The organism is Corallococcus sp. AB030, from assembly GCF_003668965.1.
In the GTDB taxonomy this organism is placed as follows: Bacteria; Myxococcota; Myxococcia; order Myxococcales; family Myxococcaceae; genus Corallococcus; species Corallococcus exiguus.
This window is the reverse complement of record NZ_RAWQ01000052.1, coordinates 1-23,547: the sequence shown is the minus strand read 5'-3', so window position 1 is coordinate 23,547 and position 23,547 is coordinate 1. Positions and strand designations below refer to the sequence as shown.

At 68.0% G+C, this 23,547-nt stretch carries 20 protein-coding genes; 7 read left to right on the top strand and 13 right to left on the bottom strand.

The window, feature by feature from the left end; all coding sequences use genetic code 11:
- Positions 1-216: 216 nt before the first annotated feature.
- Positions 217-1,176, top strand: a complete 960-nt coding sequence (locus tag D7Y15_RS15145; protein WP_158629056.1) for a neprosin family prolyl endopeptidase — start codon at positions 217-219, stop codon at positions 1,174-1,176.
- 1 nt (position 1,177) lies between these two features.
- On the opposite strand, the gene D7Y15_RS15140 is transcribed toward D7Y15_RS15145, so the two are convergent.
- The 3 genes from D7Y15_RS15140 to D7Y15_RS15130 all read right to left on the bottom strand — a co-directional run bounded on the left by D7Y15_RS15140 (position 1,178) and on the right by D7Y15_RS15130 (position 5,979).
- Positions 1,178-2,506 carry a DUF418 domain-containing protein gene (locus D7Y15_RS15140; protein ID WP_121753019.1) on the bottom strand — a complete coding sequence of 443 codons (1,329 nt, stop codon included), beginning with the start codon at positions 2,504-2,506 and terminating at the stop codon, positions 1,178-1,180.
- Positions 2,507-3,021: 515 nt separating this feature from the next.
- Positions 3,022-4,269 carry a hypothetical protein gene (locus D7Y15_RS15135; RefSeq protein ID WP_120575012.1) on the bottom strand — a complete coding sequence of 416 codons (1,248 nt, stop codon included), beginning with the start codon at positions 4,267-4,269 and terminating at the stop codon, positions 3,022-3,024.
- A 297-nt stretch (positions 4,270-4,566) separates the two neighbouring features.
- Positions 4,567-5,979, bottom strand: coding sequence for a hypothetical protein (locus D7Y15_RS15130; protein ID WP_147451972.1), 1,413 nt, complete (start codon positions 5,977-5,979; stop codon positions 4,567-4,569).
- A gap of 301 nt (positions 5,980-6,280) precedes the next feature.
- Between D7Y15_RS15130 and D7Y15_RS15125 the strand changes: the two genes are divergently transcribed.
- Together D7Y15_RS15125 and D7Y15_RS44685 are read left to right on the top strand one after the other, a co-directional pair.
- Positions 6,281-6,763: a hypothetical protein gene (locus D7Y15_RS15125; protein WP_121753018.1), complete on the top strand. Its 483-nt coding sequence runs from the start codon at positions 6,281-6,283 to the stop codon at positions 6,761-6,763.
- 493 nt (positions 6,764-7,256) lie between these two features.
- On the top strand, positions 7,257-7,772 hold the full coding sequence (locus tag D7Y15_RS44685) for a hypothetical protein (RefSeq protein WP_120575009.1): 516 nt from the start codon (positions 7,257-7,259) through the stop codon (positions 7,770-7,772).
- A 305-nt stretch (positions 7,773-8,077) separates the two neighbouring features.
- Here the strand turns inward: D7Y15_RS44685 and D7Y15_RS15110 are convergent, their stop codons facing one another.
- The 4 genes from D7Y15_RS15110 to D7Y15_RS15095 all read right to left on the bottom strand — a co-directional run bounded on the left by D7Y15_RS15110 (position 8,078) and on the right by D7Y15_RS15095 (position 13,393).
- Positions 8,078-9,079 (bottom strand): PD40 domain-containing protein, encoded by a 1,002-nt coding sequence (locus D7Y15_RS15110; RefSeq protein WP_121753017.1) that lies wholly within the window; start codon positions 9,077-9,079, stop codon positions 8,078-8,080.
- A gap of 285 nt (positions 9,080-9,364) precedes the next feature.
- Entirely contained in the window at positions 9,365-10,135 is a 771-nt protein-coding gene (locus D7Y15_RS15105) for an NTP transferase domain-containing protein (protein ID WP_158629055.1), read from the bottom strand.
- A complete protein-coding gene (locus tag D7Y15_RS15100; protein WP_120575006.1) occupies positions 10,132-10,761 on the bottom strand; it encodes a gamma-glutamyl-gamma-aminobutyrate hydrolase family protein in 630 nt (209 codons plus the stop codon). The genes D7Y15_RS15105 and D7Y15_RS15100 overlap by 4 nt, the downstream gene beginning before the upstream one ends.
- Positions 10,754-13,393 carry a PEP-utilizing enzyme gene (locus D7Y15_RS15095; RefSeq protein WP_148712771.1) on the bottom strand — a complete coding sequence of 880 codons (2,640 nt, stop codon included), beginning with the start codon at positions 13,391-13,393 and terminating at the stop codon, positions 10,754-10,756. The genes D7Y15_RS15100 and D7Y15_RS15095 overlap by 8 nt, the downstream gene beginning before the upstream one ends.
- Before the next feature lie 188 nt (positions 13,394-13,581).
- Here D7Y15_RS15095 and D7Y15_RS15090 point away from each other — a divergent pair, with 188 nt between their 5' ends.
- The gene (locus tag D7Y15_RS15090; protein ID WP_120575004.1) at positions 13,582-14,370 is read left to right on the top strand and encodes a hypothetical protein; all 789 of its coding nucleotides are present in this window, start codon (positions 13,582-13,584) and stop codon (positions 14,368-14,370) included.
- A gap of 5 nt (positions 14,371-14,375) precedes the next feature.
- On the opposite strand, the gene D7Y15_RS15085 is transcribed toward D7Y15_RS15090, so the two are convergent.
- From D7Y15_RS15085 to D7Y15_RS15060, 6 genes are read right to left on the bottom strand one after another with little or no spacing between them, the layout of a single operon-like run.
- Positions 14,376-15,365: a nucleoside-diphosphate kinase gene (locus D7Y15_RS15085; RefSeq protein WP_121753014.1), complete on the bottom strand. Its 990-nt coding sequence runs from the start codon at positions 15,363-15,365 to the stop codon at positions 14,376-14,378.
- Positions 15,362-17,050, bottom strand: coding sequence for an alpha-amylase family glycosyl hydrolase (locus tag D7Y15_RS15080; RefSeq protein ID WP_121753013.1), 1,689 nt, complete (start codon positions 17,048-17,050; stop codon positions 15,362-15,364). Before D7Y15_RS15080 ends, D7Y15_RS15085 begins: the two co-directional genes overlap by 4 nt.
- The gene (locus D7Y15_RS15075) at positions 17,047-17,958 is read right to left on the bottom strand and encodes a nucleotidyltransferase domain-containing protein (RefSeq protein WP_120575001.1); all 912 of its coding nucleotides are present in this window, start codon (positions 17,956-17,958) and stop codon (positions 17,047-17,049) included. Before D7Y15_RS15075 ends, D7Y15_RS15080 begins: the two co-directional genes overlap by 4 nt.
- Positions 17,955-19,205, bottom strand: coding sequence for an aminotransferase class I/II-fold pyridoxal phosphate-dependent enzyme (locus D7Y15_RS15070; protein WP_121753012.1), 1,251 nt, complete (start codon positions 19,203-19,205; stop codon positions 17,955-17,957). The genes D7Y15_RS15075 and D7Y15_RS15070 overlap by 4 nt, the downstream gene beginning before the upstream one ends.
- The gene (locus tag D7Y15_RS15065; RefSeq protein ID WP_121753011.1) at positions 19,192-20,001 is read right to left on the bottom strand and encodes an ABC transporter permease; all 810 of its coding nucleotides are present in this window, start codon (positions 19,999-20,001) and stop codon (positions 19,192-19,194) included. Before D7Y15_RS15065 ends, D7Y15_RS15070 begins: the two co-directional genes overlap by 14 nt.
- Positions 19,998-20,891: an ATP-binding cassette domain-containing protein gene (locus tag D7Y15_RS15060; protein ID WP_255430366.1), complete on the bottom strand. Its 894-nt coding sequence runs from the start codon at positions 20,889-20,891 to the stop codon at positions 19,998-20,000. The genes D7Y15_RS15065 and D7Y15_RS15060 overlap by 4 nt, the downstream gene beginning before the upstream one ends.
- A gap of 306 nt (positions 20,892-21,197) precedes the next feature.
- Between D7Y15_RS15060 and D7Y15_RS15055 the strand changes: the two genes are divergently transcribed.
- The 3 genes from D7Y15_RS15055 to D7Y15_RS15045 all read left to right on the top strand — a co-directional run bounded on the left by D7Y15_RS15055 (position 21,198) and on the right by D7Y15_RS15045 (position 23,500).
- A complete protein-coding gene (locus D7Y15_RS15055; protein WP_121753009.1) occupies positions 21,198-22,136 on the top strand; it encodes a hypothetical protein in 939 nt (312 codons plus the stop codon).
- Between the two features lie 237 nt (positions 22,137-22,373).
- The gene (locus D7Y15_RS15050; protein ID WP_121753008.1) at positions 22,374-23,000 is read left to right on the top strand and encodes a hypothetical protein; all 627 of its coding nucleotides are present in this window, start codon (positions 22,374-22,376) and stop codon (positions 22,998-23,000) included.
- 50 nt (positions 23,001-23,050) lie between these two features.
- The gene (locus D7Y15_RS15045; RefSeq protein ID WP_121753007.1) at positions 23,051-23,500 is read left to right on the top strand and encodes an RICIN domain-containing protein; all 450 of its coding nucleotides are present in this window, start codon (positions 23,051-23,053) and stop codon (positions 23,498-23,500) included.
- Positions 23,501-23,547: the final 47 nt, after the last annotated feature.

Genomic DNA, 23,547 nt, shown 5'->3' with positions numbered 1-23,547 from the left:
GATGTTTTCACTCTGGCTGTCTTCATGAGCGAAAGACATCCACGTCTGGCCGGCGCCGTCGTCAAGGCCGGGTCAGGAGAAACCGCGGCCCGGGTCCACCCGGTCCGGAGCCACACCTGGATGACGGCAGGCCGCATGTCAGAGTCAGAAGAGAAGATGGCCGGTGTCGATGTACGAAAGGAACCGTCCATGTCGAGAGCTGGCTTGTTGCTGTCAATGTTTCTCATCGGATGTGGCGAGCCTGCGAGCGAGGTTCGCCCGGAGGCCGTCGCCGATACGTCGGAGGTGGAGCTCGCGCTCGCGCCTGGGGAGTACCGCTGCGAGGCGATGACGGAGGCCGCACGCGCCGCCGTGCCTCCGCCTCCCCCCAGCGTGGAGAAGGCCGCGTTCGCCCCCCGTGTTCGCGCCGTCTGTCCCCCGGGCCAGGTGCCGATCTACGCGCAGGCGGAGCTTCGGACGCGCAGGGCCGGTCCGCCGTTAGCTGGCCCGGCCGCCATGCAGTCGCTGGCGGGGTCGTACTGGTACGCCGGAGTGATGAAGCCCACGGACGCGTTGAGCCAGAGCGGCGTTGGAGCGTCCATCCTGTTCTCCAACCCGGCGGTGTACGACCAGAGCGACATGGTGACGTCCCAGATGTCCATCGTCCGTGGCGCCAACTATCACCTGGTGGAGATGGGCCTGCGGAAGTTCTGGGACGCCTTCCCGCGACTGATGATCTCCCAGTGGAGCTACGGCCAGTTCAACGACGCCGCCGGGTTCGTCCAGGTCCACGGCGTCTACGGGCCCGGGATGCCGCTCTCCAGCTATTACGGGTACTCGGTCCAGCAGTACATCCGCTATGACAACGGCAACTGGTGGATCTGGTTCAACGATGCCTGGGTCGGCTACTTCCCCGGCACGCTCTGGAATGGCCAGTTCACTTCTGGCGACATGGCGCACTTCTACGGCGAGGTCTATTCGGCGCAGAGCCGGGTCCCGCCGCTCACCGACATGGGCACGGGACAGTTCTCCGGGACCTTCGGCACCGCGTACATGCAGGGGATGTGCATTCACACCGCGGGCCCCAACTGCACCTACGTCACCGACGGCTGGCCTTTCCAGACCAACGCCGCGTATTACTCCCTCTCGTATTGGAATGGCTCGTATATGGAGTTCGGCGGGAACGGCGGCGGCTGAGCTATGCCGGCGCCGTGGTGCGTTGGTCCGAGCCGTCATCCCGGCGCATCGGCTGGGCCTTTCCATACGTCAGCGACCGCCACACCCACTCGGCGGGGCCGAAGCGGAACCTCGCCAGCCACAGGTGGCTCCACACCCCCTGGACGCAGAAGATGGCCAGGCAGTAAGCCACGCACGCCGCGGGGCCCAGCTTCGTGATGAAGCCCAGTCCGTAGCCGTAGAAGAACAGCACGCTGATGATCGACTGTGACAGGTAGTTCGTCAGCGCCATGCGGCCCACCGGCGCGAGCAGACCCAGCGCTCGCTGCCAGGTGGCCCGCTGGAAGAGCAGGGTGATGCTGGACACGTAGACGGCCGCGAAGCCCAGCTCGCCCAGGTTCCGCAGCGGCGCCATGGCGAAGGACACCCACGCCGGCAGTGTCTCCGGCGTGAAGACCTGCTTCAGCATGAGCTGTTGCAGCACCAGGCCGCTGCCGCTGCCAATCACCCCCGCGACGAGACCCCACCCGAGGATTTTGCGGAACAGCCCCAGGTGCTGGGGCACGTCGTGGAAGATGCGGCGCTTCCCCGCCAGCAGGCCGAGCAGGAACCGGCCAAACGTCGAGAGCGTGATGGCCAGCAGCAGCGGGAAGTAGTCGCGGAAGAAGAAGTGGAAGGTTGCCTTCGTCACGTCCAGCCAGCTCCCGCTGGCGTAGGCCGCGAGCGTCTGCGCCTTGATGGCCGCGGACTTCTCGGTGGCCGCCTTGGCGATGGCCGCGCCGGCCTCCGGCGTGTCCGCCATCAACTGCGGGAGCTTGAGGATGGCCACGCCGACGACGGACCACCCCAGGGCGAACAGCAGGGCGCAGATGAGCAGCGTTCGCTCCGAGCGCCCCCGGAACAGGAGCAGGCCGAATCCCAGCACCGCGTAGGTGCTGAGGATGTCGCCGTACCAGATGAGGAACAGGTGGGAGAGCCCCATCACCAGCATCACCCCCAGCCGCCGGACATAGAGCGGCGTGATGGAGGTCCCTCGCGCCTCGGCGCGGCCCATCTGCACCGCGAAGCCAAGGCCGAAGAGGAACGAGAAGAGGGTGATGAACTTCCCGGCCACCAGGAACGAGAACGCCTGCCAGGCGACGGTGTCGGCGAGCGACGCGTTGTTCAGCGCCGCGAGGGTCTGCTCTCGCGGCAGGAATACCCTCCCGCTGAACCACACCATCACGTTGGAGATGAACACGCCGCACAGGGCGAAACCACGCAGTGTGTCGAGCAGCGCCAGCCGCTCGCTGGAATCCACGGGACGGGCCTCGGCACTGGGGGACGAGGCCTCGGATGGAACTGTGGGCATGCTCGGAGAAAGGGTGGGCAACGTGAAGCTGCCTTCCAGTATTCCGAACGAGCGCGTCACACGGACTTCGCGTCAGGGAGGCGTGTCCTTGGGGGCGCGCGAGGACGAACCTCTCTGGCGGGCGGTGCTGGCGCGCAAAGGAGTTCAGCCTTCTCGAGTCGGTTCGCGCAGCGGCCACTTCGACGCGAGCACGTCGCGCGTCATGAAGGTCGCTCGGCGAAGGAGGCTTCGACGAGGAGTTCGTCGGCCCCACCTGGGCCAGAATCACCTGGTCGGCGCAGGGCCAGCAGCTGGAACCTACCTGCCTGGGGACACCCGGCTGAGGAGTCGGGGCCCGCGCACGCAAAAGCGACGTGGGCCCGGCACGCGCGGACGCCGGGCTTGAGCTCAGGCCCCAGGGGACATGGGGGGACGAACGAACGCGCGGCGTCAGGGGGCCGGAGACACGCCCGCCGGGCCCCCCGTGAAGGAGGACCCGGCGGCGGAATGCGAAGGTTCAGCCGGAGCGACAGGGACTACCGGGCGTCGCGCGCGTCCACGGTGAGGCAGGGCTCCATCTTCTCCGGGGCGACGAGGAACAGCTCCTCGCGGCCCAGGTCCTGGGTGAGGCCCGACGTGGCGAAGCCAATCTGCCCGCCGCCGTCATACGCGAGCGCCGTCCAGTCGTTCTGCGACGCGGGGAACACGTCGGCGAAGCCGTTGCGGTTGAAGTCCCGGACATAGGCCGCGGCCTGGATGCTCCCATTGTTGTTGAAGTCGGTGTTGGTGCTCGCGTTGCCCGTGACCTGGGCGTCGTTGAAGCGAAGCCCGCTGATCTTCGCGAGGTCCGCTTCGGTGGTGGGGGCGACGGGCGCGAACCCGGAGACCTCGTTGACGCTCTGCTCGTTGAAGGAGGCCACCTGCACGCGCGAGTAGTCGAGCACGTTGTTCAGGCCGCCAATGCCGAAGCCATAGAACTGGTACTCGTAGTTCATGATGCTCAGGTAGTTGGGCTTGTAGTTCGAATCGTCGTTGCCGCCGTGGCGCAGGCCGATGTTGTGCCCCAGCTCGTGCATCAGGGTGCCGGCCAGTTGCAGCTCCGTGATGCCGGCGGCGAAGCCCAGCGTCACCACGAAGTCATGCGCGGGGATGCCGCGCGAGATGCCGCTGGAGTTGCCACCGCCGTACCGGTTCGCGAACAGCATGTAGTGGAAGTAGGGCGCGCGGTTCGCGGCGAAGTACTTGCCCTTGATGACGTCGAAGTCCGTCCAGACGGGGCTCAGGTCCAGGTCCGCGTCCGCCGCGGTGATCTGCTGGTCCACCACCAGGTGCAACGTGATGCCCGTGGAGCCATCCGGGTTGGACACCGGCGCCTTGGAGAAGGCCGTGATGACACGGTTCAGCATCGCCTGGGTCGGCTGCTGTCCCGGGTAGTAGTCCACCTCGATGAAGATGTCCTTCTTGCGCGCGTTCGCGCCGAGGGCCGTCAGGTCCAGGCCGCCGCCGAAGCCGAACGACTCCGCGTAGTCGTTGAGCCGGTCCCCATCCGTGTCGGGGTTGTTGGGGTTGGTGCCCAGCAGCGTCTCCACCAGGTCACAGACGCCGTCGCCATCCGTGTCCAGCGCGCCCGCGCAAGCGGGGATCGGCAGCGGGATGGCCGCCGCCACCTGCATGCCCTGCTGGGCGGTGGCCAACTCCGGCTCCGGAAGCTCCGTGCCACCACACCCGTTCAACCCCAGGAGCGCGACGGAAGCGGTCAGCAGCGTTTGATGAAGCTTGGACATGGAATTCCCTTTGTTCGCAAAGGATTGGCAGCGCACCAATCACCCCGTACTTGCTATCCACTGGCTTTTTTGGCTATTCATTATTTACGCGAATATGCCGATTTTCAGGAATCGGGCTCTATTTGCTACTGATGCGGAGCCGCCGGAGCCCCCCTGACGCGGGGCCCGGCGGTGGAGTGCGACTTCCAGGCATGTGGGATGGTGACTACCGGGCACGTTGTTCACACCGCCCATGCGAAAGCCATACACCTGATACTCGTAGCTCCTGAGGCTCAGGTGGCTGACTCGGAGCGGCGCTCAGTAGCAGAGATAGTTGTTGTTCCAGCCGTGAGCGGAATCCGCGGGCTCGTTCCACGCGATGCAGGTCTTCCCAGAGATGGGGCCTGCGCTGGACCACTGGAAGTTGAGCAGGCTGAGGTTGGGCACGCAGACGTAATTGTTGTTCCAGGTGTTGGGGTCGCTGGGCTCGTCAACGAGCGTGCACCGCATGCCAGCGATAGGCCCCGCGTTGCTGAAACGCACGCCTTCGTCCACCTCGGAGCACAGGAAGTTGTCATTCCAGCCATTCGGGTCGGCCGGCTCGTTGACCGAGACGCAGGTGGTACCCGCGATCTTCCCCGCGGGGGAGAACGCGAACCGCTGCGTGTAACACAGGTAGTTGTTGTTCCAGGAGTCGGGGTCGCCCGGCTCATTCCACTGCGTGCAGCGCATCAAGGGGATCGGGAGCAACGAGGACCAGACGAACTGCAGGGGGCTGTAGGTGGGCACGCAGAGGTAGTTGTCATTCCAGCCATCGGGGTCGAGGAGCTCGTTGATCAGGGTGCAGCGCTGGCCCGCGATGGGTCCCGCATAGGACCAGCTCACCCCCTCCTGACCCGCGGTGCAGAGGTAATTGTCATTCCAGCCGTGGGAATCGCCCGGCTCGTTGACCAGGGTGCACGTGGAGGGGAACGCGTAATGCTGGAACTGGAACTCGACGGGAGACACGCCATAAACCTGGCGCAAGCCCTGAATGTCCAGGGCGCTCAAGGTCGGCCGGCCCCACGCGGCGCAGTAGTTCATGGTCGAGAGAGGGTCGTACGCGGTGATGACCTCGCCATTGGCCTGCTGAACGATGGTGTTGTCGCAGTAGCCCGGCGTGTTGGGTTGATTGCCCGGAGAGTCCTGCTCATGCCAGAAGCCCAGGGCGTGGCCGAACTCGTGCAGGGCGACGCCGCGGATGCAATATTCGCGGTCATCTCCCGGCAACGATGCGTCATCAACACCGTCGTTGCAGACGTGGCTCCAACTGGCGAAGTTGAAGTTGAGCCACATGCTGGGGCTGCTGTTCGAGCGGCCGACGATGGAGCGCGGGCCGCTCTCATCCACCTGGATGCGGATGGCCTGAGCAGGAGTAAGGATGTCGCAGTCGCCCCAACCCGTGAAACGCAAACTGCTGTTCGTGTCCCACTGCGCCTCGACGATCTGCCTCACCCACGTCTTCTCCGAGTTCCAGCCTGCCGTGGTCCAACAAACGGGGACGTCGGTGAAGCCCGCGGCGTTCGTGGGCCAATAACCGGCGGGATTGCCATAGAGTTCATCCTGCCGTGAGTCCACTGCCACGACTTCCATGTCCGGGAAGGGCTCGGCCGCGGGATTGCAAGCCACGAGGAGCGAGGAGAGCAACCCAAGGACCTGGGTCACTCCAATGACACGCAAACTGTTTTTCATGAATTCCCCCGGCGAAGCATTTTTCACTGCGGGTCATTGTCTAGCACGGAATAAAAGCCGGCCCCAAGCGAAGGCTTGTTGCCTTCCAGTGCGATAGAAATCGTCTGGCTGGAATAATCCACAAAGTCAGACGGAAGGCGCGCCTGGGCTCCAGGGCTCGAGCACCTGATGTGTTTTGACGTGCAAGTGTATATCGACCCCCAGCGACCTGAGACCCGGCGTCTGTTTCCCGGGAGGTGAGGGAGCGTGCGGGGTGGGAGCGTTGGGTGGGTGCCCTTCTCTTGCGAAGTCTCCCCGGACAATGCCCCTCCGGACGCTGTTGGCCATCCTGGTGCTCCAGCTCCCCCCACTTCCCTCCTTCGACGCGGGGACCCCGGATGCCGGCCCCTTTGTCTGGGACGGCACGTACACCGAACTGGAGGAGCACGGAGACTGGGTGGACCGGGGCCCCTTCGCGCCGTGCGGCTTCGATTCGCGGGACGCGTCCAGCAGCGCCTGCGAGGAGCTGCCCCGCTTCGATGTCTCGAATTGCGCCCCGGCGGCGCTCGCCAGGCTTCCCGAGGAGGGCATCTGTCTGGCCAACACCCGGGATGAGCGACGCCTGGAGGACGGGGGCACCCTCATCAGCACCGGCCCTGTCAGCTTCCAGCTCCGGAGTGACGGAGGCACGAGCACGTTGTACGACGAGCCGCTCCGCTTCCGGGACACGCAGCGTGGCCAGCAGCAGCAGGGGCGTCCTTGTCTACGACCTCGCCAATCCCGCGCTGCCTGTCTTTGCGTATAGGCGGGATAGAGGCCATGTGGAGGGTGAGGGCAGGAGCGGAGGTGCCGCGGAGGGCCGCGGACGGGGTCGCTCAAGCAGTGTGAGCCAGGCGGGTGGAGGAGCGGCTTGAGCCCCTTGGGGTACACGCTGGCCCTGGCCGCCCGCTCATGAGGTGCGCGGCAGGGGCCTGGCTCTCTGGGCCCTGGCGGCTTGAGCTTCAACACCCTGCGGCTTGGAGGGGTCCGCGCGCCGGGGCGAGCCTCGCACCTGCCGTGGGCAGGCCCAGGTGCTCTAGAATCGCTCGCACCCCTCCTGCCTCGTTCACGTACGCCAGCACCCGGCGCCTGCCGCCACACCTCGCGCGGGCCCACACGTCCAGCGCCCTGCGTGCGGCGTCCCGTTGTACGAGGTGCTCCAGGGACCTTGAGCATCCCGCCTGGGGTAGAACCACCGGAGCAGGCTGTCAGACCGCGAGGGCAAGCTTCCTTCGACTGGCACCGAGCGAAGGACGTTCATGGCAACCCTGAAACAGCTGGCGTTCCGGATGGCGCGCACCCCTGCCTCCGGCTCCCTGGTGCGCTTCGGCTTCGCGCACGCGGACCGGCTCCTGCCCCTCACCTCCGTGGACCGCTCGGAGCAGGCCGCCATCTACCGGCACCCGCGTCCCGTCTACGGCACCTTCCATCACATCGCCGTTCCCCTGCGGGGAGTGCCGGACGTCTTCGCCCTGGCGCACCCGCGCCATGCCGGGCTTCGCACGGGCCTCTTCGCGCTCATCGCCGGAGCACGGCAGCGGACCCCCGCGTCGGTGCTCGTCAACGCGGGGCCTCGGCAGGACGTGGGGCAGGTGCACTTCCACCTCACGGACGACACGCCCTTCAGCGACGCTGTCCGCTCGGAGCACCTCACCTGGCCGGACTGGGACGCGGCAGTCCGCGCGCTGACCTCCGTGCCCGACATCCAGGAGCGCTACCGCGCTGGCTTCTCGCTGCTCCAGGATGCCGGGGACCCTCGGGTGCGCCTCATCTGACCGCGGCATGGATGCGGCCGTCTTCACCCCGGCTGGCGGTGAACCCACTGCAATCGCTCGCACCCCTCCTGCCTCGTTCACGTACGCCAGCACTCGCCGCCTGCCTCCACACCTCACGCAGGCCCACTCGTCCAGCGCGAACGTCCTGCGTAGCAGCCCCGCCCAGTCCAATCGTGGCGTGCACTCCTGATGAACGCGCCCTCCGCACCACGGCCTTCAAGTGGGGCAACGGCTTCTCCTACGCCGAGGAGTTCCCCCTGGCGCGCCCACTTGGCGGGTGGGCGCGCCGTTTCACCGGGCTTCCATCACTGCCAGGACGGTTCGACGTCGTTCGCGCTCACGGTGTTCGTCAGGTTGGTAAGGGTGCCGTTGACGGACCGCATGAAGATTTCGCCACTGCTCGCGCTGTTCGTGAAGCGTTCGAACACCAGGGTATCCGCAGTAGGACTGTAGGCCGGGCATTGGTCGTCCTCCGGCCCGTTCTGCAGCGCGACCAGACCCGTCCCGTCCGCGTTCATGGAGTAGAGGTCCCGCTCGTACAGGCTCTGCACCGAGATGCTCGCGGTGAAGGCAATCTTCGTCCCCGCCGCGTTGTAGACCGGGAAGAACGAGGTCCAGTTGGACGGGCCTTCGTTCAGCCTCACCAGGCCCGTCCCATCCACGTTGATGCGGTAGATGCCCCGGAAGGGAATGTCCGACGTGCTCAGCGCCTCGTAGCCGAATACGACCTGCAGGCCATCGGGGCTGAAGCTCGGCGTGATGTAGCTGCCGGCGCCTTGCAGGTCCGTGGCCAGGAGGGCCAGGTGCTGGCCGTTGGCGTCCATCAAGTAGAGGCTGCACCGGGAGGTGCAGTGGACGAAGACGATGCGCGTCCCGTCGGGGCTGAAGGCGGGCTGTTCGTCATCACCTTCCCAGTTCGTGAGCCGCTGCATGTTGCTGCCGTCGATGTTGGCGGTGACGATCTCGAAGTCGCCAAAGTACGGATACGTCTGGCCGTAGGCGCGCTGCCAGACCACCTGGGTGCGCGCCTTGTTGAGTTTGGGGCGCCGGTCCATCACGAGGTCGTTCGTGAGGCGGTTCAAAACGGTGCCATCGGTGCCCATCACGAAGATGTCGTAGGTGTTGATGGGGTGGGCGGGGTCGCTTCCCCGGTTTGACGCGAAGGCGATCTTCGTCGGCGGTGGGCAGTTGGGGAGGCACGTCTTCGCCGTGACATCGTCCTCCGCGACCTCCTGTTCAGGGTTGGAGACACCACACGCGGCCGTCAGCAGGACTGCTCCAAGGATGCAGCTTCTTCCCATCATCATGGCACTGGCTCCCAGCTGTGTTTCAGGTTCGCCGTCCTGGCCCCGGCCTCGCGAGGCTCACCCTGGAAGGGGGGTCCCAGGCGGACCGGGACGGAAGGGCGGACATGACGTCGACAGAGCAAGGGCAGGGCCAATCCACGTTCCAGGCCGCTTCCCCTGGAGCAACCTGCGAGGACGGCAAGTCTTGCCGCGATCCGGCGCTTCGGGCTGGCAAGAGTTGCCGTTGCCGGCTGGGTTTGCCGGCCGTGGACCTGCTCCAGGACGCCGGGGACCCTCGGGTCCGCCTCATCTGACGGCCGTGGGCGACCAGAAGCCCGCCAGCGCTCCCGAGGCGTGGGCCTCCGTGTAGCGGCGCAGGTCCTCCGCGTTGTCCGCCTCCAGCCAGCCGGATGCGATGGGCACGGCGTGGACCGCCACGCCGTCGGAGATGACGTCCTGGAGGAAGGCCGTCATGGAGATGTTCCAGTAGCGCGGGTCCTTCGCCACGCGCTGGTCGAAGCGCTCCAGGAGCGCGTGCAGGACTCCGGGCCCGAACCGCAGCAGCCCGATGTATTGCCCCTGCACCTCCTCCACCGAACGCACCCGCGAGCCGATGTCCACGATGCGCTCGCCTTCCAGGCGCAACGACTCGCAGTCCGTCGTGGGGTCCTCCATCCGCAGCTCCCAGAGGCGGCGCCACTGCGTGTCGATGGCGACTTCGACATCCCGGGACGCGGCGAGCATCCGCCCCAACACCTCGTGCGAGAAGACGATGTCCCCATAGGAGACGAGGACTGGCTCCGTGCGGGACACCACCGGCAGGCTGAAGCGCAGCGTGGAGACCATGTTGCCGGTGGTGTAGGCCGGGTTCACCACGACGCGCACGTTGCGGCCTGCCTTGGTCAGTTCGGGATACGCGCCGGCCATCACCGTGACGTCCACGCCGAAGTGCGCGTAGACGGCCAGTTGATGGTCGAGCAGCGGGGCTCCCGCCAGCTCCACCAGGCACTTCGGCCGGTTCGCCGCGAGCGGCCCCATGCGGGTGCCCAGGCCCGCGGCCAGGATGATGGCTTTCATGGTTCGTATGCCTCCATGGATTCGAGGACCGAGTGAAGGTGGTGGGGCGCCCGCTCGGGGTGCCAGAGGACGCCCAGCGAGCGCCGCTCCCAGTTCGCGAAGGCCTCCACCGCGCCGTCCTCCGAGCGCGCGAGGACGTCCCATCCGTCAGGCATGGAGTCCTCCGCCACGCTCCAGTGGTGGAAGCTCGCCACCTCCGCCGGGCCCCGCCACGCATTGGCGAGTGGACCCGTCAGCGCGTGGCGCACGCGCACGTGGCCTTCGACAGGCACGAGCCGCATCCCCGCGAAGCGCGCGAGCATCTGCGCGCCCCGGCACACGCCCAGCACCGGCGTCCGCGTCCGGGCGGCGAGCGACAACAGGACGGACTCCGTCTCGTCGCGCGCGGGAACGGAATCCGGTCCCGTTCCAGGAGCGTCGTTGCCTCCACTCAGGATGACGAGCCCCGGACGGAGGGCTTCGAACTGGGCCACGGCAGCGGCGGCCACGTTGACCACGGGGAACGGCACCCAGCCGGCCCCCCACAGGCCCGAAGCCCAGGAGTCCTCGAGCCCATCCCGCACCTCCGGACGCCCCGAGACACGGTCGCTGCGCTGGGTGATGAGTGCCACGCGGCGCTCACTCATGGACGAGCCTGCGCCCCCCGCAGTCCAGCGTCATCACCCGCCCACCTGACAGCCGCCGGAACTGCTCCCGGCCCACGCCAATGGCGGCGGGCAGCTGCAGCTCGGTGCAACGCACCGCCATGTGCGAGTTCGCGCCTCCGTACGCCGTGACGATGCCGGCGACGCCCAGCGCGAGCAGCCCGTCGTAGCCGGGGTCGGCGCGCTCCAGCAGCACGATGTTGCCGCGCACGCGCTCCGGGTCTGGCAGCCCGTCCGCGACCAGCACCGGCGCGCGCACGCACGCCTTGGTGACGAACAGGGGCTGCTCTCCACTGCTCACGTGGAAGAGCAGGTGCGACGCGCGCGTCAGGATGTCCGGCAGTTCGATGAGGGTGACGGCGGCGGCATGCTCGCGGGCCTCCTCCACGGCATCGCGGCACCACGACCGGGCTTCGAGCGGCGGCAGCGCCAGGGCGGTCTCCACCTGCTCCAACGACAGGTGCGCCAGGTCATCCCGGCTCAGCCCCAGCGGCTCGCCCCACTCCGCGAGGTGTTCGAGCACGCCACTCAGCGTCTTCGTGAACACGTGCTTGCCGTACTCGCGCCCCGCGATGCCCGCGCCCAGGTGCGCGAGAAACACCTCGCTGGTCATCGACAGGCCGGCGCTCCGGAGGCCCGCGCCCAGGCGCTCGTGGAGGCTCCGGGACAGGGGGGCTTCGTGCCTGAATGGTTCCTCCGCTCCAGAGATGAGCGGGCCGAAGTAGCGCTCCGGGTCCGCGCCATAGCGCGGCACCCGGACGTCATAGGTCCCAGGGCGCAGGTGCCCGAACTCCGCGACGAGCGCCTCCAGGCCCAGCTCGCCCCGCCGCACGCGGAACGCGTCCGCTTGCAGCTGGCCCGCCACCGTCCGGATGCGCTGGAGCACCTCGCGCTGCTCGCTCGAATTCATCACGCCCTCGCGAACGAAGCTCTTGAGCAGCGCGGTCACCACGAACGCCGTCCGTGCCAGATGCGCGAAGGGCAGGGTGCCCAGCTTGCGCAGGCGCGCGAGGACGGGACCGAGCCCGCCATCGAAGCCCGGCGCGAACGGCTCGGCCCGCAGCCGCTGCACCTGCTCCACCTGCGCGGGCAGGTCGCGAAGCCCGTGGAGCGTGATGTCCCGCAGCGCGGTGGCCAGGGCATCCAGCTCGCCTGCATCCAACGAGGACGCATAGAGCCTCCGGAGCCGCTCGCGCAGGCCGAGGCTCGCGCACGTGTCCGCGATCTCGAACTCCACCTTGTCATGCAGCTCGGGGGCGCTGGCCAGCCGGGCCAGTTGCTGGGAGACCAGGACCTCCGCCACGCGCGCCGGGGTGACGGCCGGGATGAAGGAGTTGAGCGACGCGCGCACGTCCACATAGGCGTGCCCCGCGAAGTCGCGCAGCAGGGGAGTGCCGCGCAGGTCGCGGTACCCATAGGCCGCGCGCTGCTCCGCCCAGGTCTGGTCCGTGATCAGCCTGCCGTAGAGCGTCCGTGCGAGCGGAAGCGGACGCCGGCCAATCATCTCCGCCGGGTTCCAGTCCGTCATCGTGCTGTAGACGGGCCCGTCTCCGACGACGGGGGCCTTGGGCCGCAGCAGCGCCTGGTGCGCCGTGCAGGCATCCGCCAGCAGCATCGCCCGGCGGACCTCGCCTCCCTCTGGCAGCGACGAACCCTTGGCGATGGGGCGCACCTGGAGGAGGTGGAAATCACCGCCCGCCAGCGCGAACTCGATGTCCAGCGCCTCCACGCCAACGAGCTTCACCAGCTCACGCCCCACGGTGACGACGCGACGGAGCGAGTTCGGCAACAGGCCCCGCGGTACGCCGTGCTCCACGTACGCGGAGGAGGGCTTCTCCAGGGCGCCGGACGTAATCTGATCCGTGCGCCCGCTGGAGACGTCCGACGCCACCACCCAGTACGAGGCCAGCGTCTCCGGGTGCCGCGCCATCAGCACGCCGCTTTCACTCACGGGGTGGACGTAGGACTGGAGGAAGACCTTCTCTTCCCGTGCCCCCGGGCCATACGAATCGAACACGTCCGAAATGGCGCCGCCCACGGCCACGGCATCGCCCGCGTCCACGTCGAGCACCGAGAGGAAGCGTCCCGCGTTCGACGCGGTCCACGCATCCTCCGCGGAGCAGGAGGAGCGCACCACGATGCGCTCGTTCCCGAAGCGCTCCCGCACACGTTGGAGCACGGCGTCCTGGTCCTGGGCCCAGTCCCCGCTCCACACGATGTGCGGCTGGGAGACTCGCCACGGCCCGTGCAGCTCCGACAGGATGTCGAGCGTGCGCGCCTTGTCCCCCAGCACGAGCCGGCCTACGGGGGCCTGGGGCTCGCTGGAGACCTCGTCGTCTTCCATCTCGAAGCGCGCCACGTCTCCGGCCTGGGCAAGCCGGTCCGCCACCTCGTCCAGGTCCCATCCCTCCAGCGCCTCACGCACCGCCTGGGTCCTTCCGACGATGAATCGGCACTCTCCCCGCCAGGTCGCGATGACAGCAGGGGCCTCATCGAGCAGCACGCGAAGCGCGCGCGGACGCGGGAGCACTGTGCCCTTGAACGCGAGCGTCAGAGGCACGCCGTCGTACGTCTGGGCGAGCGTGCTCAAGACGCGCTCGGCCCAGGTCCGCATGGAGGCGTGCACGGGGCCTACGCCGCGGATGCGGCAGTCAGGAGGAGTTCCAATCGGAGGGGTAGGGCGAAACGTCTCGACTTCGCATTCCAGGGCTGTCACGGGCGACCTCGCACGAGCGGACGTGGTGCATGGCGCGTGCGCGGCATCGCATTGTGGCCTCTGCCCACGTGTGGTGGATTCGATGCATGAGAACCTTCGCCACGGATGAGCGGCTGGCGTACCGCCGCGCGGGCAATGAGCTTCAGCCCCGCCCGTCCGAGGACCATGTCCTCTCCTACGAGTACCGCTTGATGCAGCTGCCGCTGGTGCGGCCGGACCACCCGGAGGTCGTGCCGTTCGACCTCAAGGCCGGCTACGACTGGCTGGGCACCTACCGCGCGCCCCGCGTCTCGCTGGTGGGCTTCGTGGACTTCGGCGCCTTCGCGCAGAGCCCCCAGTTCAACCGCTTCATGAACGCCGTGGCGATGACCGCCGCGGCGCGGAAGATCGCCTGGGACATCGTCGAGCGGCGCAAATACAGACACCACTTCACCATCTGCAACGGGCTGCATGAACGGATGCCCATCGCGGACATCGTGCCCTTCGTGAAGCAGCGGCTGGAGGGCTTCCCCCGCTTCCGCATCCAGGTGAAGGGCGGCTGGCTCTGGGGCAAGAAGAACGGCCGCATCTACTTCCCCGTCTACCCGGAGCTGACGGACGGCCCGAATCCCGTGGACCACCTCACCGAGGTCCAGACGCGCCTGGGCCATTCGCTCCACCCGGGCTTCTACATCGGCTGTCTCCAGTTGATGGACCACCTGCGCTTCAACTCCGAGCTGGACGTGCACGAGGCGGACGAGCTCTTCGGCGTGCTGCGGCGCTTCCGCGAGACGACCATCGTGGAGCTCGACGTGACCGAGCTCTCCATCCTGCGCACGCACGACGACCTCATCCTCAAGAGCCGGGTGCTCGAACGCGTGCCGCTGGCGGGGTGACGGGTTCATTCGAACTCCTGGAGCGCGCTGCGCAGGAGCACGCGCTCGTAGGCGTTGCGGACCAGCGCCCCCAGCGGACCGATGATCCGCGTGAGGTCCGTCTCGCGGTACAGCGCCGGGTGGTGGAGCAGCTCCAGCACCGTGGCGACGAGCGCCGGCTCCACGCGGTAGTCGAACATCCCGGGCCGGCGTGGGTGCGAAAGCCCCGTTTGGACCGCGTCGTTCACCAGCGCCGCCTCACGGGCCACGACGCGCAGGTACACCTCGCGGGACGCCGGGGGCTCGGAGCGGAGCCCCTCCAGCTCGTTCGCTGCCTCGCGCCACGGCGAGACCAGCTCCTCGGGGAAGGGGGCGACGAGCTCCACCTCTTCCGCGAGGCGCAGGCGGAGGTGGACCAGGAACTCCAGGGGCGAAGGTCGCCACGTACGCCCCACGACGGCCCCTGGCAACCGCTGGATGGCGGAGTTCGCGCGCAGGGTGGGGCGACCTTCCGACTCCAGGAGCATTCGCAGCTCACGGGGATCAAAGGCCGTGGCGGCCTCTTCAATCATGGCGCGTGTGTCGTCCGAGGAGTGCATGAGGCTCAGCGCGCGCGTCGGGGCCTGGAGCCGGCTGCGCAGGTGATGCGGTGAGCGCTTGTTCGGATCCGCCGACCCCTTGAGCGACTTGAACGCCGCGCAGGCGGACCGGCTCGGGGTGCGGAGGATGAGCGCGCAGGAGGACTCCAGCAGGTACACCTCGCCAGGAACGGCCCACGTCTTGTCGAGCGCGATGGGACGGTTGGGGCTGTACACCGCCTCGATGCTGCTCTGCGTGTATTGGACGAAGCGCCGGTCCACGACGCGGAAACCCTCGCGCTCCAGGAACGCGAGCGCCTCTTCCGCGAGCCCGAGCCCGATGGCGTACGGGTCGAAGAACGTGAAGACGAACTCCTCGCTCCCCGGACGCGAGCCGAAGGCCTCCACGAGGCCGGACACACTGGCAACGTTTCTCATGTGAGGTCTCCACTTCCGGCTTCCACGAGCCACAGCGCTTCTGAAGGCGCGAGCAGGACGTCCCCCTGGCCCTGACGCCCGCCGAGCAGGTCCGTCCACTTCCGCAACGGCACGGGGACGGACACGGGCTCCACGCCGAAGTTCACCAACACGTGCAGGGGCTGACGGCCATGGCCTCGCGCCAGGTGAATGACCTGGGGCGCTGGCTGCCGCGCCTCGCAGCCGCTGTCCTCCCGCAGCGCGGGCGTCCGGTCGCGCAGACGGATGAGGCTCAGCAGGGACTTCAGGATGCGCGCGTGCACCGGCTGACGGACCAACGCACACAGGGCTCCATCCGAGTACCGGTGCCGGTTCGCGGCGCGAGGATTGGAGGGCTCGACACCCACCGCGTCCGGCAGCCCGAACAGCGTGGGAAAGTAGAGGCAGGGCGTGGCGGGGAGCGCGAAGAGCAGCGCGTGCGCGGCCAGGTATCGCTCGACGTCGAGCCCTGCCTCCGTGGAGAAGATGCGGTGCAGGGAGCTGTTGAGTTCGTACGGCCGGGGTTCGCCCCCCACGTCCGCGTGGGACACCCGGACCCCAGCACGCTCCATCCGCTCCATCACCCGCCGCAGAGTGGGAGCATCCAGCGGCGGATCCATGGGACGCAGATGCACGCCGTCATGCGTCTGGAGGAAGGCGTAGCCGTCACGGCTGTGTGCATCCGAAGCGGACGCGTTCACCCAGTCCACCAGCGGACCGCCTTCGCCCGCGAGCGCCGCCGCGAAGACGAGCAGCGGCACCGCGAGGTGGTTGTCGTGCTGCGCCAGCTCTTCGCCCAGGTAGCACCGCTCGCCTGTGCGGTGGTCCGTCTCCGCGAGCAGGCGCACCGACGGGTCCACCAGGTCGGCCACGGCGCGCAGCGCTCGCACCAGCAGCTTCGCCTCCGGCTGGTGCGGCCCTCCAGGAACGCGCTTCCACACGTGGGGAATGGCATCCAGACGCACGACCCGCGCGCCCGCCTCCACCAGTCGCAGCAGTGTCTCCGCCATGGACAGGAAGACGTCCGGCGAGCCGTGGTTCAGGTCCACCTGCGCGCGCCCGTACGTGCACCACGCCCAGACCGCGCCGAAGCGCTGGAGGATGGAGGAGGTCCGCACCCGCGTGCCCCATTCGATGTCCCGCGGCTCGGAGAAGAGGTGGAAGTCCCCGGGCCGTCCCTCCCCGCGCAGCACGTCCCGGAACGCCGGGTGCGACGTGGACACGTGGTTCATCACCAGGTCGAGCATCAGCCCGCCGCTCACCTCCGACAGCCGCTCCAGGTCCTCCCACGCCCCCAGGCGCGGATGAACGGCCTGGTGGTCCACCACCGCGAAGCCGTCATCCCCGTCCGACACATAGGGCGGGAGCACGTGCAGCAGGGCTGGTCCCACGCCGCCCACCTCCTCTTCGAGGAAGCGCCGCAGCGCCGCGAGCGGAGCCATGCCTCCATCGAGCACATGGTCCGGATACACGGCGATGACCGCGGGACGCGCGTCCACCGCCGCGCGCCCGGGCCGCGGGCGAGCGCGGACGCCCTCCGCCGCCTGGGCCAGCTCCCGGACGAGCGCCTCCGCGCGCTCCGCCCCGTAGAGCTGTCCCAGTGCGTCCCCCAGCCGCGCCCTCGCGGGGGCGAGGACCGGGTGGGCCGTGTATCCGGAGGCGCTCATCCCTGGTGCTCGAGGACGTAGTCGATGCTGCCCTGGAGGAACTCCACCGCGCGCGCCAGCTCCGGCTCCGCCGACATGCGTTGGGCCATGCGCTGATGGAGCGCTTCGATGCGCGTGAGGCATCCGCCCAGCGGGCCCGTCGCGCAGTCCGCGTGCAGCAAGAGCCCTTCCTCGAGCAGGCCCCGGTCCACCTCGCCCGCGGTGGCCATCGCCTTGCGCGACTCGATGAGCAGCCACTTGCGCGCCGCGCTTGTTATCCCGAGGGCCGCGAGGATGGAGACCAGCGCCTCCTCCACCGCGATGCGCGCCACGTGCCGGCTGGACTCCTCGCTGATGGCGCGGTGGCTGATGGCGTCCTCCAGGTACTCGTGGACCTCCATGAAGTGCCGCACGGTGAGGTAGGTGGGCAGCAGCTCCACCAGGAACTCATCCCGCCAGCTCGCCACCAGGCTCGGGTTCATCAGCGGCAGTCCCACGCGCAGCCGGTGCAGGAAGCGCAGCTCCGGGCCGTCGATGATGGGGATGAACTTCAGCTCGGACGGCTTGTAGAGCGCCGGCGCGATGGCCGTCATCCACGTCATGATCTCCGCGACGCGGCTGCGCTCCGCCAGCTCGATGTTGACCTCGATGCCGTCGCAGTACTGGAGCGCTTCACTGAAGCGGCTGTTCTTGAAGCGCACGCCCTCCTTCGTGGAGATGAGCGACGTGCGGTGCGGCACCAGCACCATCAGGTCCACGTCCGAGCTCGGCGTGCCATTGCCAGCCGCGAGTGAACCCGTCAGCAGCACGCCGCACGAGGCGGGGTCGCTGACCAGTTCCGACAGGATGCGTTCGACGTCCACGCCGTGCGCGCGAAGCGTCTGCATGGTGAGCGGTTGACCACTGGAAAGCTGATGCGTGCGCTTCATGATGCCACCTTCCCCCGTCCCTGATGGGACAGCTGCAAGTCCGAGAAAACGTCCGCGCACGCGTCCGCGACGGTGCGCACCATCTGCTCCTCATGGGTTCGCATCACGCTCAGGCGCAGCAGGCCGTGGCCCGCCGGGACGGCCGGATGGATGACCGGGTTGGCGTAGATGCCCCGGTTCCACAGCAGCCTCCACGCCTGGAGCGTGTCGAAGTCCGCGCCCACCTCCACGCTGACGATGGGACCGTCGGACGGAATGGGGCGCAGCCCGCGCTCCACCAGCGCCTCGCGCAGCGTGCGCACCCGTTCCTTCAATTGGGCCACCAGCCCCGGGTCCTCATGGAGGATGCGCAGGGCGGCCAGGGCCGCGGCCACGGAGGCCGGCGTGTTGGCGGCGGTGAAGAGGAAGGGCCGCGTGAGGACGCGCAGCGCTTCAATCGGGTCCTTGTCCCCGATGATGGCGCCGCCGCAGGAGCCCAGGCTCTTGGAGAAGGTGATGGTGATGAAGTCCGCGTCCTGGACGACGCCGTCCTCCTCCACGGTGCCCAGTCCCCGAGCGCCCACCGTGCCCAGGCCGTGCGCCTCGTCCACGACGAGCGCCAGCCGAGTCTCGCGGCACACCTCCAGGAACCGGCGCAGCGGGGCCCGGTCTCCGCGCATGGAGTAGACGCCCTCCACGACACAGAGGCCGGAGGCGGTGTCGTCCTTCGCCTGGGCCAGCAGGTGCTCCGGGTCGTTGTGGCCGAAGCGCTTCATGTTCGCGCGAGCCAGCCACACGCCGTCCAGGACGGAGGCGTGCATCTCCTCGTCCACCCAGGCGCGGTCATTGCGGCCCAGCAGCGAGCTCATCAGGCCCAGGTTGGCGCCGTAGCCGGTGGAGAACACCATGGCGCCGGTGCGGCCATAGAAGCGCCGCAGGGCTTCTTCCAACTCCTCGTGGAGCGTCAGGTTGCCGTTGAGCAGGCGTGAGCCCGTCACACCCGCGCCCCAGCGGGCGGAAGCCTCCTGCGCGGCGGCGATGACGCGAGGGTCGTTCGCGAGCCCCAGGTAGTTGTTGGAGCCGAAGTTGAGGATGTCCCGGCCCTCCATGCGGGTGATGGGGGCGGTGGCCGACTCCACGCGCGTGAAGTAGGGGAGGCGGCCAATGCGCTTGCCCAGACGGGCCTGCGCCACGCGCGGATCCCCGAGCAGTCGCTGGATGACGGGAGCCCGAGGGCGGCCCGCGGTGTCTTGTTCAGGTCGTGTCATGTTTTTGGTCCCGGAAGTCGAACGCCAGGCTCGCGGCGGTCGCGCAGACAGCGGTGAAGGTGAGGATGACGGCGGTGCTCTGGAGCACGACGCTCCAGCGGCCCGCGCCGAAGGTGGCTTCGTTGAGCGCACGCAGGGCCCAGTAGTGCGGCGTGGCGTAGCCGAGCGTGCGAGACCAACCCGGCAGCGCTTCGGTGGCGACGATGGCGCCACCCACCGCGCTGAACGTCACCAGCACCAGGTAGGAGAGGTTGGAGAGCGTGGCGGTGCTGCGCGTGATGGCGAAGAGGAGGAAGCCCAGGGCCGAACCGCTGGTCACCAGCGCCGCGCCGGTGAGGGCGACCTGGAGGACGTTGCCGTTGAGCGGCAGTCCCAGGAACACCGCCGCGAAGCCGGTGAAGAGCAACAGCTGCACGAAAGACATCGCGCAAGCGGGCAGCACCTTGCCCATGGCGAACGCGAGCCGGGAGGGGCGGACCAGCGCCTGCCTGCCGTGGGTGTGGTACCAGAAGTCCCGGTAGAACGCGTGACCGGAGTAGGTCACCACCATGTAGCTGAACATCACCGCGAAGCCGATGGTGGCCCGGCCCATGGCGCCCGGAGCTGTATCGAGCCCCGACACACCCGGGCCCAGGATGGCGGAGAGCACCGCGGGCAGGATGAAGATGAACACCATGGCCGTGCGCTCGCGCGCGAGCACCCGCCACTCCGTCATCGCGTAGCAACGCACCACGTTGACAAAGCCAGCCACGCCGCTGGGCGCGGATGGGGCACTGGAAGCGATGTCGTGATTCATGGCCCTTCCGCCTCCCGGGCGAAGGCGCTCAGGGAAGGGTCCCTCAGCAGGATGTCGCGGAGCCGGTTGCCGGACAGGCGCAGCTCGGACAGGTGGACATCGGAGGGGACCTCGCCCAGCTTCGAGCGGACCTCCTCCAGGGTGCCGGTGGCGAGCGTGAGCTCCCACGAAGCATCGGGACGCGCGCCACGCAGCGACAGCGTGCGCACCTGGTTGGACAGCACGGTGCCCAGTTCTCCCAGGTCGCGAGTCTTGCCATCCCGCAGCAGCACCAGCTCCGTGGACAGCTCCTCGATGTCCTCGGGGTAGTGCGCGGTGACCAGCACCGCAGCGCCTTCCTCACGCCACGCGCGCACGCGGCGCACCACCAACTGGCGGGCCTCGAAGTCGAGCGCGACGGTGGGCTCATCCAGCAACCGGATGGGGGGCGCATGGACGAAGCTCGCCGCCAGGTGCACGAGCCGCCGCTGTCCACCCGACAGGTGATGCACGCGCATGCGGGCAATGGGACCCAGCGAGAACTCCTCCAGGGTCCGCTCGACGGCGGCCTTCGCCTCCCCGTGTCCCAACAACAGCCGGGCCAGGTGCCCGACGTTCTCCTCCACCGTGAGCACGGGATAGAGCGCGATGGCCTGCGTCGCGAACCCGATGGCGCGGCGGGCGTGCAGCCCACCCACGTCGAGCCGCACCGAGCCGCCAGTTGTTCCCCGCACGGTGCCGGTGAGCGCTCCGAGCAGCGTCGTCTTGCCCGCGCCATTGGCGCCGAGCAGTCCCACGGATGTTCCCCCCTTCAAGTGGAGGGAGACATCTCGGAGTACGGGCGTCCCCTGGGGGAAGGCGAACGAAAGCCGCTCCGCGGAGAGCAGGGCGGTTCCGTGCGCGGACCCCATGGACTGACGAAGACGCCCAGGTGTTTTGATTGGATCCTGAAATGCTGCTTTCTCAGGAAAAGTGATTTTGTCGGTCATCGTCGGGATGACCTTCTACAGATGCGGTCTGACATCCAGCGTCAGCACGTCGCGTCGAAGATGACGCGGACGCAACCCATCACGGCGCCCTCATTCTGGAGGGCGGTGATCCATTCCCCGATGCCATGCTGAGGAGCGAAGTGACACGAGGACTCCTTCTGGACACGGGGCTACATGGGAGGCGTCGTCCCCGGCCTTCCGGCTCCGGCTCGTAGTAGGACCGCCCCGATGTCCGAACTCGACGACGCCGCGCTCCTGGAACTGCTGGACCTGACCTTCGACGCGCTCTGTGCGTCCCGCGTCTCGGATTGGGTGGACCCCGACCGGGTTCTCGCCGCGGTCGACCTCTCCCTGACGCCCGAACGGGTGACGGGCTGGCACGCCCGGTTGGGGGTCCCCATGCGCACGCGCCTGCTCGCGCGCGCGGCGAAGAGCCGCATCAAGATGGGCGCGTGGCTCCCCGCTGAGGCCACCGCGTCCCTGACGGCGCTCCTGGGCAAGCCGGTGCACCTGCCTCGCAAGGCCATCGATGAAATGGTGGCGTCCGAGCAGGTACGGGAGACCGTGCGCACCACGCTCCAGGAGACCCTGTCGTCCCTGGTGAGCAAGGTCATTGCGGGAGCTCCCGGGGCTGGCGCCTCCGGGCTGAGGGATGCGCTGAGCTGGGGCGCGAGAGCGGCGGCCTCGGCGGGCAAGGGAATCCTGGGGGGCCTGGGCGGCGGCTTGCAGGACCGCGTGCGCGAGGTCATCGACGGCTCCATGGCCCTGGTACAGCGGCGGATCGCCGAGCGGCTCGCCAGCGAGGAGACCGCCCGCGCCCTGGGAGCGCGGCGCCAGAAGGTCTTCCTGTCCACCCTGGAGAAGACGGAGGCCGAGGCCGCGCAGGCGCTGGGCCGGGTGCCCCACGAGCACCTCGACTCCCTGGGGCCTCAGGTGCTTGCGCACAACCTCGCGCGCCCCGAAGTGCGCGAGGGGCTGAAGGCCGAGCTCCACGCCGTCCTGGAGGACCTGTCACGGCACACCGTGGGAGAGTTGCTCGAACAGGCCGGACTGCGTGAAGCGACACGCCAGTGGCTGCATGCGCACGGCCTGCCCTTCGCGCGCACGCTGGTTCACTCCGCCCCCTTCATCGCCTGGAGGACCCTCGTGAAGCGCTCCGGGCCGTAAGCCCCGCCGACGCAACGCGTGTGGCCCCCAGCGTCTGGGAGAGCTCCACCCCGGTCAAACCACCCGAGCATTCGTGCTCCGAGCGTCCTGCCGCCCTTGGTCGCGGCGTACCGGAACTCCTCGCTGAAGTGCTTCCAGGGAACTGGCAGGGCTGGAATCCCCCATGATTGCGTGTGGGTTTCCCAGACGAGAGACGCTTCAAGTTTCCGTTCACCCAGCGAGCAGAGGAGCTGCCCCATGCGGATCGCCAGGGTTCTGGCTGCACTGGTTGGCACGCTGCTGATCTCCAGCACGCCGATCACCGCAGCCGAGCAGCCGGGTTCCGGCGCGCAGACTCGTGCGGAGGTCCGCACCTCCGGTGCCACGCTTGAGATCGCCTGGGACCAGCCGATGCCGGCCGCCGAGGCGGAGGCGTTGACGAAGAGCCTGCAGGGCGACGGAGAGGAAGAAGACGTTCAAACCTTCATGCCCAAGCCCAACGGTCATGGGCCGCAGTATGACGTTGTCAAATGCGACGAGGCGAACCACATCTTCACGGACCGGAACGGCATCTTCAGCGCCCGCTACAACTGCCGCTTCGATAACGTCAACTGGGGGTTCAAGGTTTCGCAGAAGCTCGTGGCCATCGCTGTCGGAGACATGAAGGAATCTGGGATGGTCTGGCATACAGCCACGAAGAAGCTGGGTCATAACGGGCACCACACCGTGCCCGTCTACTACCAGCTCCACGGCACCATCAAAGGAGTCAAGGATGGTGACGTCTTGCATTGGTCCGACAGGATCACCTTCCGCGTCAATGCGGGGGGCCGGGAGGGGACCGCCGTCCTCAACATCGGTGGAACCTTTAAAATCTCCCGCCGTTGAGAGCCTCTGCCAGGGGACAAGGCGCGCCGAGGACATTCAAGGAGGTCGTCATGAAACGCTCGATTCTGACCCTGCTCTGGGCCGTTCCCTTGTGCTTCCCTGCGTCATTCGCGGAGGCGCGTTCACTCCAGACTTCCAACGCCAATTACTGCGTCGGTGTCAATCACGCGAGCGAGGTCGCTGGTGCGAATGTCAAGCAGTTCAGGTGTGATGGCGGAGAGAATCAAGGGTGGGCCCAACGGGACGAAGGGGGCGGATATTTTGCCTTGCAGAATGACAAGAGCCGTCTGTGTATGGGAGTGAATCACGCGAGCAAGAAGCCCGGCGCGGACCTCAAGCAGTTCGAGTGTGACCACAAGGAAAATCAGAACTGGAAGTTCGAGAGGTGCCCTGACGGGAGCGGCCAGTGCCTGGTGAACCCATCCGCTTCCGGTTTAGCCGCCACTCCCGAGGGAAGCCTCACGTTTCCGCCGTTCGCGCTCTCGGCGCTGCTGGCGTGAGCGGGCCGTCACCTCGGCGATGAGCAGGATGCGCTCCTCCAACTGCT

What these genes read in the sequence shown, in the direction of transcription:
- D7Y15_RS15145 (WP_158629056.1), top strand. Translation starts at nt 217, where the DNA reads ATGTTTCTCATCGGATGTGGCGAGCCTGCGAGCGAGGTTCGCCCGGAG.
- D7Y15_RS15140 (WP_121753019.1), bottom strand. Translation starts at nt 2,506, where the DNA reads ATGCCCACAGTTCCATCCGAGGCCTCGTCCCCCAGTGCCGAGGCCCGT.
- D7Y15_RS15135 (WP_120575012.1), bottom strand. Translation starts at nt 4,269, where the DNA reads ATGTCCAAGCTTCATCAAACGCTGCTGACCGCTTCCGTCGCGCTCCTG.
- D7Y15_RS15130 (WP_147451972.1), bottom strand. Translation starts at nt 5,979, where the DNA reads ATGAAAAACAGTTTGCGTGTCATTGGAGTGACCCAGGTCCTTGGGTTG.
- D7Y15_RS15125 (WP_121753018.1), top strand. Translation starts at nt 6,281, where the DNA reads ATGCCCCTCCGGACGCTGTTGGCCATCCTGGTGCTCCAGCTCCCCCCA.
- D7Y15_RS44685 (WP_120575009.1), top strand. Translation starts at nt 7,257, where the DNA reads ATGGCAACCCTGAAACAGCTGGCGTTCCGGATGGCGCGCACCCCTGCC.
- D7Y15_RS15110 (WP_121753017.1), bottom strand. Translation starts at nt 9,079, where the DNA reads ATGATGATGGGAAGAAGCTGCATCCTTGGAGCAGTCCTGCTGACGGCC.
- D7Y15_RS15105 (WP_158629055.1), bottom strand. Translation starts at nt 10,135, where the DNA reads ATGAAAGCCATCATCCTGGCCGCGGGCCTGGGCACCCGCATGGGGCCG.
- D7Y15_RS15100 (WP_120575006.1), bottom strand. Translation starts at nt 10,761, where the DNA reads ATGAGTGAGCGCCGCGTGGCACTCATCACCCAGCGCAGCGACCGTGTC.
- D7Y15_RS15095 (WP_148712771.1), bottom strand. Translation starts at nt 13,393, where the DNA reads ATGCGGACCTGGGCCGAGCGCGTCTTGAGCACGCTCGCCCAGACGTAC.
- D7Y15_RS15090 (WP_120575004.1), top strand. Translation starts at nt 13,582, where the DNA reads ATGAGAACCTTCGCCACGGATGAGCGGCTGGCGTACCGCCGCGCGGGC.
- D7Y15_RS15085 (WP_121753014.1), bottom strand. Translation starts at nt 15,365, where the DNA reads ATGAGAAACGTTGCCAGTGTGTCCGGCCTCGTGGAGGCCTTCGGCTCG.
- D7Y15_RS15080 (WP_121753013.1), bottom strand. Translation starts at nt 17,050, where the DNA reads ATGAGCGCCTCCGGATACACGGCCCACCCGGTCCTCGCCCCCGCGAGG.
- D7Y15_RS15075 (WP_120575001.1), bottom strand. Translation starts at nt 17,958, where the DNA reads ATGAAGCGCACGCATCAGCTTTCCAGTGGTCAACCGCTCACCATGCAG.
- D7Y15_RS15070 (WP_121753012.1), bottom strand. Translation starts at nt 19,205, where the DNA reads ATGACACGACCTGAACAAGACACCGCGGGCCGCCCTCGGGCTCCCGTC.
- D7Y15_RS15065 (WP_121753011.1), bottom strand. Translation starts at nt 20,001, where the DNA reads ATGAATCACGACATCGCTTCCAGTGCCCCATCCGCGCCCAGCGGCGTG.
- D7Y15_RS15060 (WP_255430366.1), bottom strand. Translation starts at nt 20,891, where the DNA reads ATGGGGTCCGCGCACGGAACCGCCCTGCTCTCCGCGGAGCGGCTTTCG.
- D7Y15_RS15055 (WP_121753009.1), top strand. Translation starts at nt 21,198, where the DNA reads ATGTCCGAACTCGACGACGCCGCGCTCCTGGAACTGCTGGACCTGACC.
- D7Y15_RS15050 (WP_121753008.1), top strand. Translation starts at nt 22,374, where the DNA reads ATGCGGATCGCCAGGGTTCTGGCTGCACTGGTTGGCACGCTGCTGATC.
- D7Y15_RS15045 (WP_121753007.1), top strand. Translation starts at nt 23,051, where the DNA reads ATGAAACGCTCGATTCTGACCCTGCTCTGGGCCGTTCCCTTGTGCTTC.